14 protein-coding genes are annotated in these 18,158 nt (G+C 56.0%); 2 read left to right on the forward strand and 12 right to left on the reverse strand.

Features of this window, described 5'->3' with window-relative positions:
* Positions 1-196 precede the first annotated feature (196 nt).
* The 9 genes from EAW52_RS04985 to EAW52_RS05020 form a co-directional block, all read right to left on the reverse strand.
* A complete protein-coding gene (locus EAW52_RS04985) occupies positions 197-2,926 on the reverse strand; it encodes a TonB-dependent receptor (RefSeq protein ID WP_122041636.1) in 2,730 nt (909 codons plus the stop codon).
* 159 nt (positions 2,927-3,085) lie between these two features.
* The gene (locus EAW52_RS04990) at positions 3,086-3,487 is read right to left on the reverse strand and encodes a biopolymer transporter ExbD (RefSeq protein WP_010795766.1); all 402 of its coding nucleotides are present in this window, start codon (positions 3,485-3,487) and stop codon (positions 3,086-3,088) included.
* On the reverse strand, positions 3,487-4,191 hold the full coding sequence (locus EAW52_RS04995) for a MotA/TolQ/ExbB proton channel family protein (RefSeq protein WP_074822094.1): 705 nt from the start codon (positions 4,189-4,191) through the stop codon (positions 3,487-3,489). The genes EAW52_RS04990 and EAW52_RS04995 overlap by 1 nt, the downstream gene beginning before the upstream one ends.
* Before the next feature lie 45 nt (positions 4,192-4,236).
* Positions 4,237-5,070, reverse strand: coding sequence for an energy transducer TonB (locus tag EAW52_RS05000; RefSeq protein WP_122041637.1), 834 nt, complete (start codon positions 5,068-5,070; stop codon positions 4,237-4,239).
* A 643-nt stretch (positions 5,071-5,713) separates the two neighbouring features.
* Positions 5,714-6,658, reverse strand: coding sequence for an ABC transporter ATP-binding protein (locus EAW52_RS26635; RefSeq protein ID WP_305955124.1), 945 nt, complete (start codon positions 6,656-6,658; stop codon positions 5,714-5,716).
* Positions 6,634-7,539 carry an ABC transporter transmembrane domain-containing protein gene (locus tag EAW52_RS26640; RefSeq protein WP_305955125.1) on the reverse strand — a complete coding sequence of 302 codons (906 nt, stop codon included), beginning with the start codon at positions 7,537-7,539 and terminating at the stop codon, positions 6,634-6,636. The genes EAW52_RS26635 and EAW52_RS26640 overlap by 25 nt, the downstream gene beginning before the upstream one ends.
* 99 nt (positions 7,540-7,638) lie before the next feature.
* On the reverse strand, positions 7,639-8,991 hold the full coding sequence (locus EAW52_RS05010) for a TldD/PmbA family protein (RefSeq protein WP_122041638.1): 1,353 nt from the start codon (positions 8,989-8,991) through the stop codon (positions 7,639-7,641).
* Positions 8,991-10,433, reverse strand: coding sequence for a TldD/PmbA family protein (locus tag EAW52_RS05015; protein ID WP_122041639.1), 1,443 nt, complete (start codon positions 10,431-10,433; stop codon positions 8,991-8,993). The genes EAW52_RS05010 and EAW52_RS05015 overlap by 1 nt, the downstream gene beginning before the upstream one ends.
* A gap of 332 nt (positions 10,434-10,765) precedes the next feature.
* The gene (locus EAW52_RS05020) at positions 10,766-11,701 is read right to left on the reverse strand and encodes an NADP-dependent oxidoreductase (protein ID WP_122041640.1); all 936 of its coding nucleotides are present in this window, start codon (positions 11,699-11,701) and stop codon (positions 10,766-10,768) included.
* A 253-nt stretch (positions 11,702-11,954) separates the two neighbouring features.
* Between EAW52_RS05020 and EAW52_RS05025 the strand changes: the two genes are divergently transcribed.
* Positions 11,955-12,998: a DUF748 domain-containing protein gene (locus EAW52_RS05025; protein WP_122041641.1), complete on the forward strand. Its 1,044-nt coding sequence runs from the start codon at positions 11,955-11,957 to the stop codon at positions 12,996-12,998.
* A 42-nt stretch (positions 12,999-13,040) separates the two neighbouring features.
* Here the strand turns inward: EAW52_RS05025 and EAW52_RS05030 are convergent, their stop codons facing one another.
* Positions 13,041-13,367, reverse strand: a complete 327-nt coding sequence (locus tag EAW52_RS05030) for a thioredoxin family protein (protein WP_122041642.1) — start codon at positions 13,365-13,367, stop codon at positions 13,041-13,043.
* Between the two features lie 349 nt (positions 13,368-13,716).
* Positions 13,717-15,357 carry a methyl-accepting chemotaxis protein gene (locus EAW52_RS05035; RefSeq protein ID WP_122041643.1) on the reverse strand — a complete coding sequence of 547 codons (1,641 nt, stop codon included), beginning with the start codon at positions 15,355-15,357 and terminating at the stop codon, positions 13,717-13,719.
* Positions 15,358-15,658: 301 nt separating this feature from the next.
* Here EAW52_RS05035 and EAW52_RS05040 point away from each other — a divergent pair, with 301 nt between their 5' ends.
* Positions 15,659-16,729, forward strand: a complete 1,071-nt coding sequence (locus EAW52_RS05040; protein WP_122041644.1) for an SMP-30/gluconolactonase/LRE family protein — start codon at positions 15,659-15,661, stop codon at positions 16,727-16,729.
* Positions 16,730-16,781: 52 nt separating this feature from the next.
* On the opposite strand, the gene EAW52_RS05045 is transcribed toward EAW52_RS05040, so the two are convergent.
* A complete protein-coding gene (locus tag EAW52_RS05045; RefSeq protein WP_122041645.1) occupies positions 16,782-18,140 on the reverse strand; it encodes an erythromycin esterase family protein in 1,359 nt (452 codons plus the stop codon).
* Positions 18,141-18,158: the final 18 nt, after the last annotated feature.

Here is an 18,158-nt window from a genome sequence, read left to right on the forward strand (position 1 = left end):
CAAGCGGCTGTACGTGTGGATCGACCCTGTTGAAAACACCGCTTCACTCCTTATGAACGACACGCGTTGACGCTCGGTTCAGGCAATCAACCTTAATTGATAGGGGATACTGGCAAGGGCCTGCACGAGTGGTTATACCGTCCTGTCCTGAAGCATACCTGTCTCCAGCCAAGGCGGCTGGAGACAGACAAAGAGGTTAGAAGTGATAGGTCGCACGGGTGAACAGCGTGCGGCCAAGTGGGTCGGTGTAGCGGGGGTCGTAGCCGCTCTGGAAGGTGTACGCCTGGTTCGAGAAGGGCGGGTCGCGATCGAACAGATTCTTCACGCCTACATCGATGTCCAGAGATTTGCTCCAGGTGTAACCGGCTGAGAGATCCCATACAGAGTAGGACGACACTCGGTTATGGGTTTCCGGATCGTAATCGCGGTAGCCCGTCTGGAAGCGGTTGGTTAAAGAGGCACGGTACGGACCCTTGCTCCAACTGCCGGTCAGAGAGTGTTTCCAGCGAGAAATAACACCGATACCCTGGAAGTCACCTACGTTGTCAAAGTAAGCACCGTTGATGGTTTCCTGATAGTCATATCGATCAACGTAAGTACCCTGCATGGATAAGCCAAAGTTGCCGTAGGCGGTTGCAGGGAATCGGTAATCCAGTGTTACGTCTACGCCGCTAGTCTTGACCTTACCCAAGTTAGCCAAACCAGTTTGGATATACTGAAGCGAGCCATCTGGATTGCGAATGTAGCGATCAGCATAGCTATCTGGGTTGTCAAATACAGAGGACTCTGGAAATTCGGCGATCTGATCGGAAATCTTGATCCAATAAAAGTCCAAGCCTACTGATAAATTACGGACTGGCTGGTAAACAAAGCCCAACGTCACGTTACGCGCTTTCTCTGGCGAGAGATCTTCGTTGCCGCCAGTACGGTTGCGGAACTGCTGGCTACAATCGCGACCAGGGTTGGCACCGGCAACAGGCGTACCACCCGGACAGAGGCGTGGATCATCATAAAAGCCAGATGTGAAGGTCGTGTAGTTAGGGTTATACAGCTCGTATAGTGAAGGTGCACGGAAGCCTTCGCTATAAGCACCACGAACAACCAGTTCACGAATCGGTTGGAAGCGGAAGCTGTATTTCGGATTGGTTGTGCTACCTACATCGCTGTATTTATCGTGACGAATAGCTGCGCCTAGTTCTAGTGATTCCAGAACGGGAACGTTAATCTCGGCATACTGAGCCTTGACGTTACGATCACCTGAAACGCTGGAGTCAGGGTCAACCCCCAGGCTGTCAACCAAACCTGCAAATGGCTCGACGTCGCTATGGAATTCTTCTTTACGGAATTCACCTCCAAGTGCTAGACCTACAGGGCCTGCTCCGAACCAATCACCGATTTCACGACTGATGCGTCCATCAATCGCTTTTACGCGACCTACGGCCGTCTGGTAGTCGCCATGTACGCCAGCGTTATTAATGAAGTTAATCCCCTCCTGAGTTTGCTCTCCAAAAGGGTTAAGGATGCCATTAGCTATGCCTTCGGTAACCAAATCATCATTTAGATAGCCGCCACGTAGGCTGCTGATAACCTTATTTTCATTGTAGGAGGTACCAATGTTGTAATCCCAGCCTCCGACGTTACCGTCAAATGTCAGCTGCAGACGTTGGCTGGTGTTCTGATCCTTTTGGATACGCGCACCGGCTGCCGACTCTCGCCAGTTCACATCAACAGGCTGAGTCGGGTCGAGAGCAAAGCCAGGAGTCAGCGGCGTGATGCCATTGCCAGGATAAAAGGCTGTACCCGGATTCACTGAGATATCAGTGAGCGGTGCAGGCGCAATAGTGGTGGTATTGTCATTGCGAGCCCAGAAGTAATCCACGCTGGCAGTTTGATCTTCCGCCCACTTAGTAGAAGCCTTACCGAAGAAAGATGTTTTTTCAGTCTCTGGAACAGCATCGATGTAGTTTCGTGTGCTGAATCGACAAGTTCCAGTACCGGGGTTGATCTGGTTTGGCCCATTGCAACCGGCAGTAGCTAAGGGGTTAGTGTAGTTGCCATTCTGACCATAGTTAGCCGGATAGGTCGTACCAGAGGTGCTGTTTAATCCACGTCCAGGCTCGTAGTCCTTGGTAAAAGAGCGATCCGCGGCTGAAAGATTATTCTGCTTGTCATAGTTGAAGACACCAAAGACATTAAAGTTATCATTGTCCAGGTCACCAAAACCCCAACTACCGTCAAAGGACCGGCTTTCACCTCCGCCAGAGTGAGTAGGGCTATCAAAGCTGGCGCTAACCTGTCCTTCGGTAATACTTTTCTTGGTAATAAAGTTGATTACGCCACCGATGGCATCGGTACCGTACAATGCAGAGGCGCCGTCACGCAGAATTTCCACGCGATCAATAGCAGCAAAGGGAATTGTATTCAGGTCAACGGCTGACGCATCGATGGCGTTGTTGGCCAGACGTCTTCCGTTAAGCAGAATCAGCGTCTTGTTAGAGCCAATGCCACGCAAGTCGGCAAACGAGGCTCCCCCTGTGCCAGAGCCTACCGATTGGCTAGAGCTTTGGGTAGACTGACTGGCAACGATGCGTGTTAGCAGCTCTTCAGTCGTGTTAACACCTTCTTTCCGCAATTGCTCCGAGCGTAGGATTGTCACCGGGACAGCAGTTTCTGCATCTACGCGACGTACCGCTGTACCGGTGACTTCCACTCGCTCAAGTTGCGTTGTTCCCGCCGCAGCGGTAGGTGTTACGGCTGGAGCAGCAACAGCAGCTGCAGTCGAATCAGGCGCTTCCTCCTCCGTCGCCTGCTGCGCATGGACCAAAGGTGCTACGCCAAGGGCCAGGCACAACGGTATGAATCGATACCGATGTACGGCCGCGGCGAGCGGAGTGGGAGCAAACGGTTTGGCTATATCTCTCATCATCACTCTTTCATCCCCAAAGGTGAGGCGTTGTTTGTGTGGCTTTATGGGCCGCCTGCGCGCCGGTGGGTTGTGCCTTCCCGGGCGATTTCTCTTTTTTGAAGCAGCCGTTCCCCAACCCGCTTACGCAAGCGCAAGCGGGACGGCTGTACAGCAGGGGATCTAGCGGGAGGTCATGACCGCGATGCGGGTGATGCCCGAACGTTCGATGGACGCCATGGCCTTGGCGACCTGCCCATAATTCACGCCTTCATCGGCTTGCAGCCGGACGCGCACTTCCGGGTCCTTGGCTTTCACATCCTTGAGGCTGGTCTCCAGGAGTTCAGGTTGCAGCTCGGACTTGTCCAGGTAGAACTTGCCGTCCTTGTCCACACTGACGATCACCGGGTCCTTCTGCTCGGCCGGGGCCACGGCATCGGTCTTGGGCAGGTTGACCTTGATGGCATTGGTCATCAGCGGCGCCGTCACGATGAACACCACGAGCAGTACCAGCATCACATCCACCAGGGGCGTGACGTTCATCTCGCTCAGTACTTCGTCGCTGTCTTGGGTTGAAAAGGACATTAGCTAGCCTCCCTCATGTCAGCGGCGGTGTGGGATATCGGCTGGCGGGTCACCACAAAGGCGCTGCGCTGGGCCAGGCTGTCGAAGTCGTGGGCGAAGTCTTCCATCAGGGCGGCGGCCAGCTTCAGGCGGCGCAGGAAGAAGTTGTAGACCAGTACCGCAGGAACCGCGACGGCAATACCGACGCCGGTCGCGATCAGGGCATGACCGATAGGGCCTGCCACGGTTTCAAGGCTGGCGGAGCCGGAAGCGCCGATGCTTTGCAGGGCTTCCATGATGCCCCATACGGTGCCGAACAAGCCGATGAAGGGCGAGGTACTGCCGATACTGGCCAGAATCGCCAGGCCACTTTCCAGCGCACGCCGCTCCTTCTGGATCTGCTGGCGCAGGTTACGTTCCAGGCGATCCGATCGGTTGATGGTCTGGGCCAGCTGCTGGGTATTCTTGGGGGACTCGGTGGTGACCAGTGCGGCAAACCCGCTGTTGGCGATACGAGCCAGCGCGCCGGGGTATTGCGAGGAGTGCTCGGCGGCAGTGAGCAGATCCGGCGCTGCCCAAAAGGCTTTTTGAAAGCGCTTGTTCTCGCCTTTCTGCTTGGTGAACTGGATACCCTTGATGAGCAGGATCGCCCAGGTCACTACGGAAAACAGAATCAGCGCCCAAAGTACGCCGGGAACAATCAAGGAAGTCAGTGAGCTGTTCATATCGTTACCCTCGTAAATCGTCTTGTCGGTACAAGCGGCCGCTGGTTATTGAGGCAGCTTGAAATCAATGGTCTGTGTGGCGAAGCCTTCGATAGGCGTGTCGCCACGCTTGGCCGGTATGAATTTCCAGCCGCGTACCGCTTCTACCGCTGCATCATCCAGCTGCTTCTTGCCGCTAGACCTGGTCACATCCACGCTACCAGCACGCCCATTGGGCAGGACGCGGATGCGCAGGGTGACGCTGCCTTCCCAGCCCCGGCGCAATGCCAGTGAGGGGTATTCAGGCGGCGGATTACCCAGACTGGCGAGGCCTGACACCGCAGCGGTTTCCTTGACCGGCGCCGGTGGGGCGGGCGGTGCAGGCGGCGCTTTGGGAGCCGGTGGCGCAGGGGTTAGCTGCGGCGCGGGTGGCGCAGGCGGTGTAGGCTTTTGCACGGGCTTAGGCTTGGGCTTGGGTTTTTCAACCGGCTTGGGCTTTGGCTTCTCGGGCTTGGGCGGTGGCTTGACGGCATTCTCGTCCACCGGTGGCGGCGCAGGCTCCTCGACCTTGGGCGGCTCGGGTTCCGGCGGCGGTGGAGGTGGTGGCGGAGGAGGGGGCGGGGGCGGCTCCGGCGCAGGCGGCGTAGGGCTAGAAAATTCCACAACCATTTCGGGGATCTTGGGTGGTGTTTCCAGTTGTTCAGCCGGCGCGTTATTGATGTACCACCAGATACCGCCATGAAGCAGAAGAGATAACCCTGCCAATAGCGATAAGTCTCGACGCGATACACTACGTAACGAAGAACGGTTCGGTTTGAACGGTATATCTAATACCTGAGTTTGGCTCGCCTTATTGGTATGAAGCCCTCCGGCTTCAACTTTAGTAACAGCATTACCCATCAAACGTCCTCTGCATTAAATCGACAACACGAAGCCATCGAGCCAATAAAGGCCCGCTCCAAGTAACAGCGCGTCGTAATTAGTTAGGACGTTGCTTACGTTGTAGTATTGGCTGCATCAGTCGAACAGGGCTTTTGGCCCTTAGTTACCAAAAGTGCGTTCAGCACATTGAGGCAATCCGATAAGTACGGCGTTGTTGTTTTCATCTTAATTCCCAGCGGGTTGGTGAGAATCATCAACGTCTTTTACTGAGCAATGCATGTGCCAATGTAACGAAAATGTATCAAATTTCTGAATGGCTACTGAATGGTCGCAAAATTGGAACATTTATACGGTCAAGCGACTTTTTGGTGTCAACTCAGATACATTTTTTGTTGTGTAACTGCACTGTTTGTGTGCGGTCATCTCTTTTTTAGAGCAGGCAGGGTGAGACTAAACTGAAGCCATCTAATAACTCATTAAATATGTTATAAGTTGATGATAAGTGTCCTTGATGTGACTGGTTGGTCATTAAATTTTATTTGTCAAATTGCGAGTATGCCGTATCGTTTGATAACTAATTAAAATAAGTAGTGATGAGGTTATAAACGAACCGCGCCTTGGCTAAGGCACGGTTAAGCGGAAGGAAAGCTTGCAGGACGTATTACTTTACCGAGGCGACTTCATCCTCGGTCGCTGTGATTTCCACACCAAAGCTACCATTTGCCTGATGGGCCCAAAGCCTGGCGTAGGCACCTTTCCTGGCCAGGAGCTCATGGTGGCTGCCGTCTTCGATAATTCGCCCCTTATCCATCACCAGGATTCGATCCAAGTGGGCAATGGTGGATAGACGATGTGCAACGACCAGAACGGTCTTATTACCCATGATTCCATCAAGGCTGTTTTGAATAAGGCGCTCCGTCTCCGAATCAAGACTGGATGTCGCTTCATCCATAATGAGAATCGGAGCGTTTTTTATCAGTACCCGGGCAATGGCGATACGTTGCCGTTGCCCGCCGGAGAGTTTAACGCCACGCTCACCTACCAATGCTTCATAACCCTGCTCCATGTGTTTAATGAAATCATGGGCATGTGCACGGCGTGCCGCTATTTCAATATCATCCTGTTTGGCTTTTTCTTTTCCATATCCGATGTTTTCACTCAACGTGCGATGAAATAAACCAGGCTCCTGGGGAATGAGACCTACTTGTCGGTAAAGCGACTCATATGTCATGTCGCGTATTTCAATGCCGTCAATTCGGATATTGCCCTCTTGCGGTTCATATAGGCGAAGTAACAAGTTTAATAATGTGGACTTTCCTGAGCCGGAATACCCTACTATTCCCACGCGTTGTCCGGCCGGTATTTTGAGTGAGAAGTTTTGGAGTATGGGGTGGGTGGCCGAATATCCAAACGTCACATTTTCAAGCTCAATATCGCCGCGCTCGATTTTTATGTCCTGTGCCGTTTCTCGGTCCGGGTATTCATGGGGTTTTATTAAGGTATCAACACTGTTCTGAATATTGCCGCTCGACTCAAAAAAGTGCAGGAACTGATAACTCAGGTATTTGGCGTTGGCCACGATCAATAAGCCAAGGCTGGCGACCATGACGAACTGAGCGCATCGATTCGCTTTATGTGCCAAAGATACAAGGCCAGAATGATCAGGCCCAGCCGCAGAACTAAAGCCATGGCATCCTGAAACCAGCGTACCCGTTCCATGAAGAAGAACGAGCGACGGGCCGCCTGCTTTTCCCGGGACAGATAACGGTCCAGGTACTGCCGCTCATACTGGTTTCTGGCAAAAAGCCGAACGCTGCTCAGGTTGGTGACAGCATCGACTACTTTGCCGGAGGTGGTGCTGCGTGCTTCCGCATGGGCATGGGCAAACACCTGAGCACGTCTGGCCATCTGATAGGACGCCGTCACATAGATGAGCATCCAGGCCAAAAGGCTCAGGCTCAACCAGACGGACGCCGTAGCCAGCAACAACAGCGAGCCGATGAGTGTCACCGCAATCGGCATAAGCTCCACCACGGCCATATAGTTGATTTCGAGCAGTCCCACGCTGGCTTCACTGATGCGCTGGGACAGACTGCCAGCAAACCGTTCGCTGAAATAGCGGTGGGAGTGCTGTTGCAGATAGGCGAAAAGATCGCCGGTGACCCGGCGTTTCTGCATCGGCCGCACAATGATCATGCAGATACTCATGGTGCGTGAGAACAGCATTTCACCTAATGCCAATCCGGCCAGCAGCAGAAGGTAGGGCAGGCAGGCCTCCAGTACATCGGTGCTGCTCCAGAGTCCCTGGCTGACAGCGCCGGTGATTTCACCGATGGCATAGGGAATCAGTGTGGTACAGGCCGCTGCACAGAGTTGCAGCAGAACGATGGCTATATTCCAGCCTGGATACAGCCGGTTGTAATGCCAGATAAACGCCCGCGGCGTGCCGGGTGGAATCGTCAGGGGTTCAGCGGGATCGTCAGACATCGGATAGTCCTGGCTACGTCGAAAGATCAGCAACAATCACAGCGAAAACGGCCCGGTTACCTGCTATGGGAGGAGGCGACCGGGCAAGGCGGGGATAAGCTAGAGCGTGAGCGTGAATCGGCTGGTCAAAACGCCGGGCAACAGGGTTGAGTCGGTATGTCGCTGACCGTAGGTGCTGTCGCTGACGCACAGGTCGCGCCGTTGGGTCACGGCTTTCAGGCTGGAGCCCAGGAAATTGAAGACGCTGTCATCAAAGCGCATCGTACTGACTGGCGCGACGATCTCTCCATTTTCTACCCAGAAACAGGCAAAGCGCGTCATGCCGGTCAGACGAGCCACGGTGATATCCGAATAATTCAGGTACCAGAGATTGCCGATATACAGCCCGGTATCCAGGGTTTTCAAAATGGCGTCATCAGCCAGATCCCCAGCTTTCATCACCAGCGATTGTGAGCTTTCGCCATTGCCGGCGCCGTTCTGCGTCAGACCGTACTCACGTGCACTGCGCGGGCTGACGAGCTGGCCAACCATCCTGCCAGCCTCGACGAGCGGCTGGTCCTGCCGTTGGAACCCGGCCGGGGTGAACGCAGGAGCCAGTGAGCCAGATGCCTGCTCCGTCCAGCTTACCAATGGGCTGAGCAGCATGTGTTCACTGTGCAGTTTTTGCAGTGCACTCCGCTTGGTTGCCAGTTGCCGAGCAGAAAAACTGCCCCAATTCAGCAGGCCTACCACCTCGTTCAAGGCCGCTGGAGCAAGGTATGCACGGTACTCACCGGGCGAAAGCTGCCGGATTGGCTTGTTGAAGTGCGCAAGCTGACGCTGGGCGCTGTCCATCTGTGCGGCTACCTGTTCGCGATCCCAGGAAGTGCCGGCATACATGGATTTGACGGCATTGCCCTTCGGCTCGAAAAGGCTCCAGTCAAAGGTGCAGCTGCTGGCTTCGTGCCAACCCAGGCTGCCCCATGAGCTGGCAAAGCCGCGATAGACAGGGCCGCCGGCATAGAAGCCTACAAGGTCCTGAGCACCCGCTAGTGTGCTGACCTGCTCGGCGATTTCCCCTGCTGAGGCAAGATCACCCGACTGGATGTTTTCACTGCGCCAGGGGCTGGTGTCCATCAGCAAATAGGGATCTGCCGGCAGGGCCGCCACGAGTTTGCGCAATGAAGCCAGCGCATCCTGCAGGGCGCTGCGGTCGGCCGCAGGGTTACCTGATAGCGTTACTTTGAAGCTGGCATGGCGCTCACTCTGGATCAGCTTGAGTGTTGCCTCCGCCTGTTGAACATGGCCGGCCTGTCGGACCTTGGCATGATTGAAGCGGACAAAATCGGATGCTTCAGCGCTGTACCAGAGCGTGAAGTGTTCTTCAGCTGATACGGCGGTACGCAACCAGTCCACTAGGGCTGCGAAGACATCGGCCGGTTTTTCGGTGGAGGCGAGTGGGGTTATAGTCATCAGGCTTCTCCTCCGAATACATCGACGTGGCTGAACACACAGGCGGGACTCGCATGGCCGACCCGAATAGCCTGGTTGGGCTCACCCTTGCCACAATGAGCGGTACCCATGACTTCGCGCGTCGAGGCATCGCCCACTGCCGACAGGCTACGCCAGAACTGAGCGGAAACGCCGCGGTAGTTGGGGTTCTTCACAACATGAGTGAGCTGCCCATTCTCGATCATCTGCCCCCATTCGCAGCCAAACTGGAATTTGTTACGTGCGTCGTCAATGGACCAGGAGCGGTTGCTGGCCATGAGCACGCCCCGCTCGATCCTGGCGATCAGCTGCGCAAGGGACTGGTCGCCATTCTCAACGTTCAGGTTGGCCATCCGGTCGATGGGAGGGCGGTTCCAGCTGCAGGCCCGGCTGTTTGCGACGCCTGTCATGCCACTGCGTCGCTGTGAAAGTGCACCCCCCAAGGGTCGCTTGAGAATACCGCCTTCAATCAACAACTCCTTACGCGCCGGGCTGCCGTCATCGTCATGGCTGTAGCTGGCAATCTCTTCGGGAATGTCGGGATCGAAGCTTACGTTGAGCAGCTCGGAGCCGTACCGGTAATTTCCGAACATGTCGGGTGTGACAAAGCTCGTTCCCGCATAGTTACGTTCATCGCCCAGGATGCGATCCAGCTCCAGCGGATGACCGATGGACTCATGAATCTGGAGGATCATCTGATCGGGCATCAGCAACAGATCAAGCGTCTCATTGGGCGTGTTCGGCGCGAGCAGCAATTGCAGCGCCTCATCGGCCAGGCGCGGTGCGCAGCCGATCAACCCGATGCGCTCCACCGCTTCCCGACCGCCTTGCTGACCCAAGCGGCCAAAGCCGAGGGTACGGGTCTGTGTATCGGTGCCGTCATAGGCGGTGACGTGCATGTCGGGGAAGAGAAACCGTTGGGCCTGCCGTACGCAGGCGCCGTGGTTGTTCAGGTAGATCTGCTCGGTCTCGATAATGTTGAGCTGGGCGGACCAATCCACGAAGCGCTCGTTGCCCGGAACGGAAGCAGACTCCGCCGCCAGGATGTCGAGCCATTCGCGGGTATCGGGAAAGGCCTTGTCCAGGTTGGGCGAAAGGTAATCCGCCCTGGCCGTGGCCACCGGTATGTCGGTAAAGTCGATCAGGCTATGCCGGGCCAGTGCCTGGGCATACTGCTCGGCCTGCTCGAGGGCTTTCTGAAGGCCGGCTACGGTGAGGTCCGAGGTTGCTGTATAGGTCTCGATCCCATTCAGGCGAACATAGACCATTGCGCCTTCGTCCTTCTGGAGGAAGGGCGGATCGATGACATTTCGGGTGACGCTCAAGGCATGGGTAGTTTCGCTGACATAACGCAGGGACCAGGTGTCAGCGCGACTGTGAAGTAAGGCGAAGCGTTGTTGCAAAGACGCAGTCACATCGAACATAGCGAGGGTATTCCTCATATCCGAAGCGCCCGGGTACAGACCTTTTGAGTCTCTACCGTGCACTTATCTGGACTCGTTCAAGTCCGCCAAAACAGAAAAGGAACCGTGTTGGTGCCTGATCCGCTCCTTTTGTTGTTCTCATCCAAGAGAGCTGGGTTCTATGAAAAAGTTGTGCCAGGTTGAATCAAGGCAAAATGCCTGTATGCCTTGGTCTAGACAGGCTCTAGGTGTTTTAGCATTGCCGAGGGGAAAGAATAGACGGGTTGGGAAGGGAAAGTATGAAACTACCATGAAAGGGCTGGACGCAGCGTGGCCTGCGTCCAGTAGCTGGATCAGGGCTGTCCGACGTGGATGACGATCTTGCCTACTGTACGGCCGGACTCGCTTGCCTCATGGGCCTTGGCGATGTCCTTCAGCGCGAACTCGGCCGACACGACCGGGCGCAGATGACCGCTGTCTGCCAGACGTGCCAGCTCCTGCAGGATCTCGGCATTGGGCTCGATGAAGATAAACGCACTGCGGACGTTGTGGGCCTTGGCCTTTTCTTCCGACGGCGGTGCAATGATGGAAACCAGAATGCCGCCAGGCTTGAGCACGCTAAACGATGCTTCCTGCACCTCGCCGCCCAGGGTATCGAAAACCAGATCGGCGTCTTTTACGATCTCCTGGAAATTCTGGCTCTTGTAGTCAATGACCTGATCAGCACCCAGCGATTCGACAAGCTTGCGGTTCTTTTCGGAGCAGGTGGCAATCACCTGGGCGCCGCGCCATTTGGCCAGCTGTACAGCCAGTGTGCCGACGCCGCCTGAGGCTGCATGAATCAGCACCTTCTGACCCGGCTGGGTCTGGCCCACATGCACGATAGCTTCCCATGCCGTGATACCGGCCAGGGGCAGGGAGGCGGAATCGGCATGGGACAGCGTCTTGGGTTTGCAGGCCACTTCGCTTTCGCGCACCGCAATGTATTCGGCGTAGGTGCCATTGCGCTTGATGTCCGGGCGGGAATAGACCGCATCGCCTTTCTTGAAGCGAGTAACGCTCGCACCGACTTCTTCAACGATGCCGGAAACGTCCCAGCCCAGGGTCACAGGCAGGTCGTAGGGCAGCATGTCCTTCAGATAACCCTGGCGGATTTTCCAGTCGACGGGATTGACCGAGGAAGCCACCACACGAATCAATACATCGTCGGGGTTCAGGGTCGGCTTTTCCACGTCGGTATAGGTAAGGACACTGGCATCGCCATAGGAGTGAATCTGAACAGCTTTCATCGAATTCTCCATGAAGTAGGGAGAGCGGCCGCCGTGGCCGTCTGTATAGGTGATGTTGTTAGGTTCTTTTCAATGCAAGAGTTGCATTGACCTGCTTCAGGTGCGAAGTAGTTAGCGTCTCGCTTGTCATAAAACACGTTGAATCAAGGCGTTTTCCCGTTTTCAAGCCATGCCGGTCGTCTGGCCAGACAAATTTCAGGCGACTCCTGCGGGTCTAGTGCTTACCGCATGATGACTGTCTGCTAGAGGTTTCATGAAACGTACGTCTGATAAAACGCTTCCTGTGCTGCTTATTGTAGTCGCCGTGCTTGTCCTGGCGCGACTGGCAGCACCTTATGGTATCCACCGCTACGTAGAGCAGACGCTCAACGAAATACCGGGGTATCGAGCCACTATCGAAGACGTGGACGTCAGCCTGTTGAAAGGGGGCTACACGCTCAAGAACGTTCGGATCGAAAAGTCCAACGGTGCAGTGCCGGAGCCGTTCTTCGAAGCTGAGCGCATCGATAGCTGGACCCAATGGGGAAAGTTTGTCGATGCAAAACCTGTGGGACTGATGCACATGTATCGCCCGGTGCTGACCTTTGTACTGGCAGACAGCGAAAGTCATAGTCAGACTGGAATCGATTCGAGCTGGTTGCAACAGGTCGATGCCTTATCGCCGCTACCGCCTAACCAGTCGGAAATCCATGATGGAATAATTCAATTGATCGACAAGCGTCCAGAACGCCCCGTGACGCTTTACATCAGTAATATAGAGTCGGTTACTCGTAATCTGGCCAATGCAGACAATGTCGATGATCCGCTCTGGGCAGAATCAGAAATGACGGGTAATCCCATGGGGGCCGGCAGCATGACGACCCGCCTGCGTCTGGATGGCCTGTCGCCCAACCCGACGTTTGAGATGGACAGTGCAATCGATGATTTGCCGCTCAGCCGGCTGAATGATTTTTTCCGGGCTTATGCCAATATCGATGTCGAGCAGGGCACGCTGTCTTCGCGAACACACATCTCGGCGCAACAGGGTAACTTCACGGCCTATACGAAGCCCCGGTACGAAAACCTCAAAATGGTTTCGCTGGAAAAGGACGTAAAGGAAAAGGGCGTCTTGGGCACTCTAAAGGAAGGCATCGCCAGTGTGGCGGCCAAACTGACTGATCAGGATGACCCACAGGATCCGGACGACGGGGTCACGTTGCGGCTGGCAGGCGTCATCAATGCGAATGAGCTTCGGCTCGATCCCAAGGCATCCTTCCGGCAGCAGTTTATCGACTCGGTGGTACCAGAGGCTCATTAGCCGGGCAGGCAAGGCGAAGGGTCCTTTCGCCTTGCCTGCCAGTCATTGATCAATGTCCGCCAAGCCCTGCCGGATATCGTCGGTGCTGGCAGGACGCACCAGACGAGAGACCTCCTGGCCGTTTCGAAAGAAGATCAGCGTAGGCCAGAGCTTGACCTTGAAGGAGCGGCCTAGTCGCCGGCCGCTGCCATCCTCGATCTTGAGATGACGAATAGCTGGGTGATCCTGGAAGGCTTGCTCAATCAAAGGTTGTGCGGCCCGACAGAAGCCGCACCAGGGCGCGCCGAACTCGATGAGTGTGGCACCTTCGAGCGCATCGACCTCATTGCGGCTGGGCTCCTGCGCAGCATAGGTAGTGTTCATGGCCATAAAGGGACTCCTGAAGCGTCAAGGGATACTTTACAGCAGACCACCGATGACTAGGGAGTATCTCGAAAGCCGTTGCCATGTCCTACAGCGATATAGCAAAAGGCTTACACAGCATTACCACAGTTGGCGCTATGACGCTGCCGAGCCTGTGCGTAATCTACACACATCGGACAGCAGCGCAGGACGCGCTCATACGAAGGTCAAGGATTATGACCGAGCCAGGATGGCAAACTCGATAAGGACATTGAGTCCGGTCAGAAAACCCCGCTTAGACGGGGTTTTTGTTTGCCTGCTAAAAAGTACCGCGCATGAAAAAGCCCGCCGGAGCGGGCTTTCCAGTATTACCGCGTTACAGCTTGAAGCGTGCCACCATGGTGTTGAATGAGGTCGCCAGACGGGACAGTTCCTGGCTTGAGGCACTGGTCTGGTTAGCCCCTGCGGCAGTCTGGGCCGACAGGTCCTGAATGTTGACCAGATTACGGTCGACCTCCCGGGCGACCTGGGCCTGCTCTTCGGACGCACTGGCAATTACCAGGTTGCGCTCGTTGATCTGCGATACACCTTCGGTGATCCGGGTCAGCGCATCGCCGGCAGCAATCGCAAGGCTTTGAGTGTTAGTGGCCAGCGACTGGCTTTTCACCATGGCTTCTACCGCCTGATCCGCCCCGGCGCGTACCGTACTGATCATGCTTTCAATCTCTCCGGTGGAGGCCTGTGTGCGATGAGCCAGCGCACGCACTTCATCGGCTACCACGGCGAAACCACGACCCTGCTCACCGGCACGGGCCGCCTCGATCGCGGCGTTCAGCGCCAATAGGTTGGTCTGCTCGGCGATGGCGCGGATTACGTCCAGCACCTTGGCGATATCGCGCACCTGACCGGCCAATGTGCCAACCTTATCAGTGGAGGCGGTGATTTCCGATGTCATGACATTGATGGCCGTTACGGCTTCCTGCACCTGATGGCGGCCGGTCATGGCGTCCTGGCTGGTCGCCTGGGAAACTTCGGACGTCGAAACAGCGTTACGTGCTACTTCTTCCACCGCGGCGGTCATCTCGTTGACTGCCGTGGCGGCCTGCTGGATTTCGTCATTCTGGCGAGTCAGTCCCTGGGTACTTTCCTCGGTTACCGCACTGAGCTCTTCGGCTGCCGATGCCAGCTGATGGGAAGCATGGGCAATTTCCTGGAGGGTGTCCTTGAGGCTGCCCTGCATGTTGGACAGTGCCACCAGTAGCTGACCGGTCTCATCCTGGGTATGAGCCTGAATATGCTGGGTCAGATCCCCCTGAGCAATGCGCTTGGCGCTATCCACCGCCGAGTGCAGCGGACGAGTAATCATGCGAGTGATCAGAAGACCCAGACCAATGGCCAGGAAGAAGGCGATGATAATGCCCGTGAGCAGCGTCAGGTTGGCGCTTTTCTGCGTATGCATCGCATCGGCGGCACTTTCTTCGCTCTGCTTGATGTTGATGGCCAGAATGTTCTTCAGCTCGCCAACAGCCTTGCGATAAGCCGGATAGGTCTCGCTGTTGGTTATCTTCACAGCGGTCTCAAGCTCCCCCCGACTCAGTGCCGAGATGACTTTTTCCACGCTGGCAGTATAGGCGGGCCAATCGTTGGCAAATTTGTCGCCTTCGGCCTTTTCCTCGCCATCCAAAGGGGTCGCTCGATAATCCACGAATGCTTTATCAACCGTCCCGCCGTTTTCTTTCAGCGAGTCCAGGGCTATTTGAACTTCGGCGGGCTCCGCATTCGTGGCCTTGAGTGCCAGCACTTTGTAGAGATCGCGGTTATGGGCGATGACGTTTCGGAAGAGCGTATTGACCGCCAGTACCGAGGCCAGATCGTTGTGGATGGCGTTGTCCAGATCATCGGATAGCGAGTCGATGCTCTGTTTGCCCAACAGGCCGACCGCCAAGGTGATCAGTGCGCATAAAAGAAAGGCAATTAGCAACTTTGTTGCAAGTCTTGCATTGGCAAACCAGGCCATGGTGTGTCCCTGAAATAAAGGTGAGCGAGGTCTGAACACCATCGCTCTAGCATGAGTAATCAAAATATTTAGTGGGCGTAGGGCATCGTTTAGCTGAATTACGCCCATTGCTCACCCTTCGTCATACATCGACTGGAAGGAGAGAAACTTGAGTGTAATGAGGGATGGTTGGCGAAATGCTGTTGAAAGGATGGCATTTATATCGCGCTGTTCTACAGTTCTTTAGTCAGACTATTTGCTTCGTCCTCTCTAGGGTGGGCGTTTGACGACTTCCTCTAACAATCACAATAAGGAATGCAGAATGGCCTTCGCGCGTCGCGAATTTCTTACTGTTTCACTCACCTCGGCCGCAGCGCTGGCGGCTGGCAGTGCGCTGGCAGCTACCAATACCCCCTCCGGCGATCCGTTTGGCCTCACCCGTGACTGGAACGGGACACCGGCTACCGTCATGCCTGATCCTGCCTGGGAGATTCATGACAAGGCATTTACCGGGCGGCTGGGCAATGCGATGGTAGAGCGCCTCTGGAGCGGCGGTCGCTGGACGGAAGGCCCCGTATGGATGGCGGATTGGCGCTGTCTTCTCTTCAGTGACATTCCTACCGGGCGAATCCTGCGCTGGAATGAGGATGACGGTCGCGTCACGGTGTATAGCGCCCAGTCCAATAATGCCAATGGCCATACGCGTGACCGGGATGGACGGCTGATCAGCTGTGAGCACGACAGTCGTCGGGTCACTCGCCTGGAGCATGACGGCACAATCACGGTACTGCTGGACGCGTTCCAGGGCAAAAAGCTCAACGCGCCGAACGATGTGGTCGTTGCGGCTGATGGCGCCGTCTGGTTTACCGATCCGGGCTATGGAATCCTGGGGGCATACGAAGGCCATAAGGCAGACTTTGAGCTGCCGACCAATGTCTATCGCATCGATTCACAAAGTGGCGAGGCCCAGGTGGCCGTGGGAGATTTCCAGCGTCCGAACGGTATCGCGTTCTCACCCGATGGCAAGCGCCTGTATGTCAGTGATACGGCCGGCGGCGGTGATCCGGGCAAGCCCTGCCATCTGCGGGCGTTTAACGTGGGCGAGGGCGGCAAGCTTGATGGGGGACGTGTCTTGATCGATGCAAAGAACGGTGTAATCGATGGGTTCCGCTGCGATAGTGATGGCAATCTCTGGTGCAGCTGGGCTGGAGATACGGCTAACAACAGTGTTCGCGTCTTTTCGCCTGAAGGTCAGCCACTGGCTACCCTGCATCTGCCGGAAACAGTGTCCAATGTGGAATTTGGTGGGCCTAAGGGCAACCGCCTGTTCATTACGGGTGGGCAGTCACTCTATGCTACCTATGTGAATGCAACAGCTGCCCGTCGCAGCTGAGCGGCATGAGGTTGGCCAAGCGCAGAATGCCGTCGCGCCTGGCCAAAGAATGTTACAGGCCGAACGGGTAGGTCTCGTCTGCCGAACCTGCCGCTTCCGAGTCGCCCAACGGCGTAACGGCCTGGGTTTCCTCAATCCAGACGAAGGCATCGAACTGATCGGCCAGTACCGTTTCGAAGTAGTGGCTCATGCGCTCGGTTTCAGGCCGGTAGATGACGCCAATGGCGCGGTTGAGATTTAGCTCACCCAAGGCCTCACGCAGATCCTCTCGCCGGAAGTCCCGCCAATCAGTAAGAGACGCCGGTACACCCGTCTTCAGGAAGCGGTGTTCCCAGCTGTCGTGACGGGAAGGGCGAACCTGCTTGATATACATCTCGCCATCCCAGTCGTCTGCTGCCGCGACGGTTCCCCGGTCAGTGCCCATACCAATCAGGACGGCTTCCCGCTCGTAGGCGCTGCGGCACAGCTGACCAATATTGAATTCACCGCGCCAGCCCATAGCAGTCGCATCGGCATTGCCCACATGGGAGTTGTGTGCCCAGACAATGGCTTTTGCCTCCGTGCCACGGTGCTCCAGAAGGGTTTGCAGGGTATCGAACATATGTCGATCACGTAGGTTCCAAGAGGCGACCGATCCGCGGTACATCGCCCGGTAGTATTGCTCTGCCGCCCGGACCACTCGAGCGTTCTGCTTGGCGTTGAACAGATCTTCTTCATCCTGCGCAAGCTCTTCAAGCCGGGTGGAGAGCAGGCTGTGCAGCTGGTTAACGACTGCGTCTTCGCAGGAGTCCTTTCCGGCGCGCTCTACCAGATGACCATAGATAGCCGGCTCGTCCTGCCAACGGGAAAGACAGCTATAGCGCTCCCGGGCCTGCTTCGCTAGTTCCGGGTCGGTTTTGCCCAGGTAATCCAGCACCTCGGCGATGGAGTTGCGCAGGCTGTAGACATCCAGGCCACGAAACTCTACCCGGTCCTCAGGGGCTCGTTGCTCGTTATAGCCGCGTAGCCACTGTGTAAAGACTTCTACGTCCGTATTACGCCACATCCAAGTGGGGAAGCGCTTGAAGCCCGTTGCCTTCCAGTCATCGTTTGTTCGCCCGCGCACGTAGCGATCTATGTAGCCGGCGTCCGGCCAGTCCGCTTCGACGGCCACGATCGAAAAACCATGGTGCTCGATCAGGTGGCGGGTGATGGCGGCGCGGGTCCGATAAAAATCGGATGTGCCGTGACTGGCTTCGCCGATCAACACCACCCGTGCATCGGCGTAGCGATCGAAGAGAGGGCCAAAATCAGGGCTTTCCAGGTCTGGAAGCGGTTCTGCATAGCGCCTGAGCATGTCGATCGTGTGTTGATCCGAGGTGGATGATCGACGCAGGAAGCGTTGCAGTCGTTCTCTGGCCGGTGCGCTCATGGTTGTTACCTCGCGAAT

This window comes from Pseudomonas sp. LTJR-52, from assembly GCF_003691465.1.
GTDB classification, from domain to species: Bacteria; Pseudomonadota; Gammaproteobacteria; order Pseudomonadales; family Pseudomonadaceae; genus Chryseomonas; species Chryseomonas luteola.

Coding starts and splice junctions, on each gene's coding strand:
- EAW52_RS05000 (WP_122041637.1), bottom strand. CDS start 5,070: ATGGGTAATGCTGTTACTAAAGTTGAAGCCGGAGGGCTTCATACCAAT.
- EAW52_RS05040 (WP_122041644.1), top strand. CDS start 15,659: ATGGCCTTCGCGCGTCGCGAATTTCTTACTGTTTCACTCACCTCGGCC.
- EAW52_RS05030 (WP_122041642.1), bottom strand. CDS start 13,367: ATGGCCATGAACACTACCTATGCTGCGCAGGAGCCCAGCCGCAATGAG.
- EAW52_RS05045 (WP_122041645.1), bottom strand. CDS start 18,140: ATGAGCGCACCGGCCAGAGAACGACTGCAACGCTTCCTGCGTCGATCA.
- EAW52_RS04995 (WP_074822094.1), bottom strand. CDS start 4,191: ATGAACAGCTCACTGACTTCCTTGATTGTTCCCGGCGTACTTTGGGCG.
- EAW52_RS05025 (WP_122041641.1), top strand. CDS start 11,955: ATGAAACGTACGTCTGATAAAACGCTTCCTGTGCTGCTTATTGTAGTC.
- EAW52_RS04985 (WP_122041636.1), bottom strand. CDS start 2,926: ATGATGAGAGATATAGCCAAACCGTTTGCTCCCACTCCGCTCGCCGCG.
- EAW52_RS05010 (WP_122041638.1), bottom strand. CDS start 8,991: ATGACTATAACCCCACTCGCCTCCACCGAAAAACCGGCCGATGTCTTC.
- EAW52_RS05035 (WP_122041643.1), bottom strand. CDS start 15,357: ATGGCCTGGTTTGCCAATGCAAGACTTGCAACAAAGTTGCTAATTGCC.
- EAW52_RS05015 (WP_122041639.1), bottom strand. CDS start 10,433: ATGTTCGATGTGACTGCGTCTTTGCAACAACGCTTCGCCTTACTTCAC.
- EAW52_RS04990 (WP_010795766.1), bottom strand. CDS start 3,487: ATGTCCTTTTCAACCCAAGACAGCGACGAAGTACTGAGCGAGATGAAC.
- EAW52_RS26635 (WP_305955124.1), bottom strand. CDS start 6,658: ATGGTCGCCAGCCTTGGCTTATTGATCGTGGCCAACGCCAAATACCTG.
- EAW52_RS05020 (WP_122041640.1), bottom strand. CDS start 11,701: ATGAAAGCTGTTCAGATTCACTCCTATGGCGATGCCAGTGTCCTTACC.
- EAW52_RS26640 (WP_305955125.1), bottom strand. CDS start 7,539: ATGTCTGACGATCCCGCTGAACCCCTGACGATTCCACCCGGCACGCCG.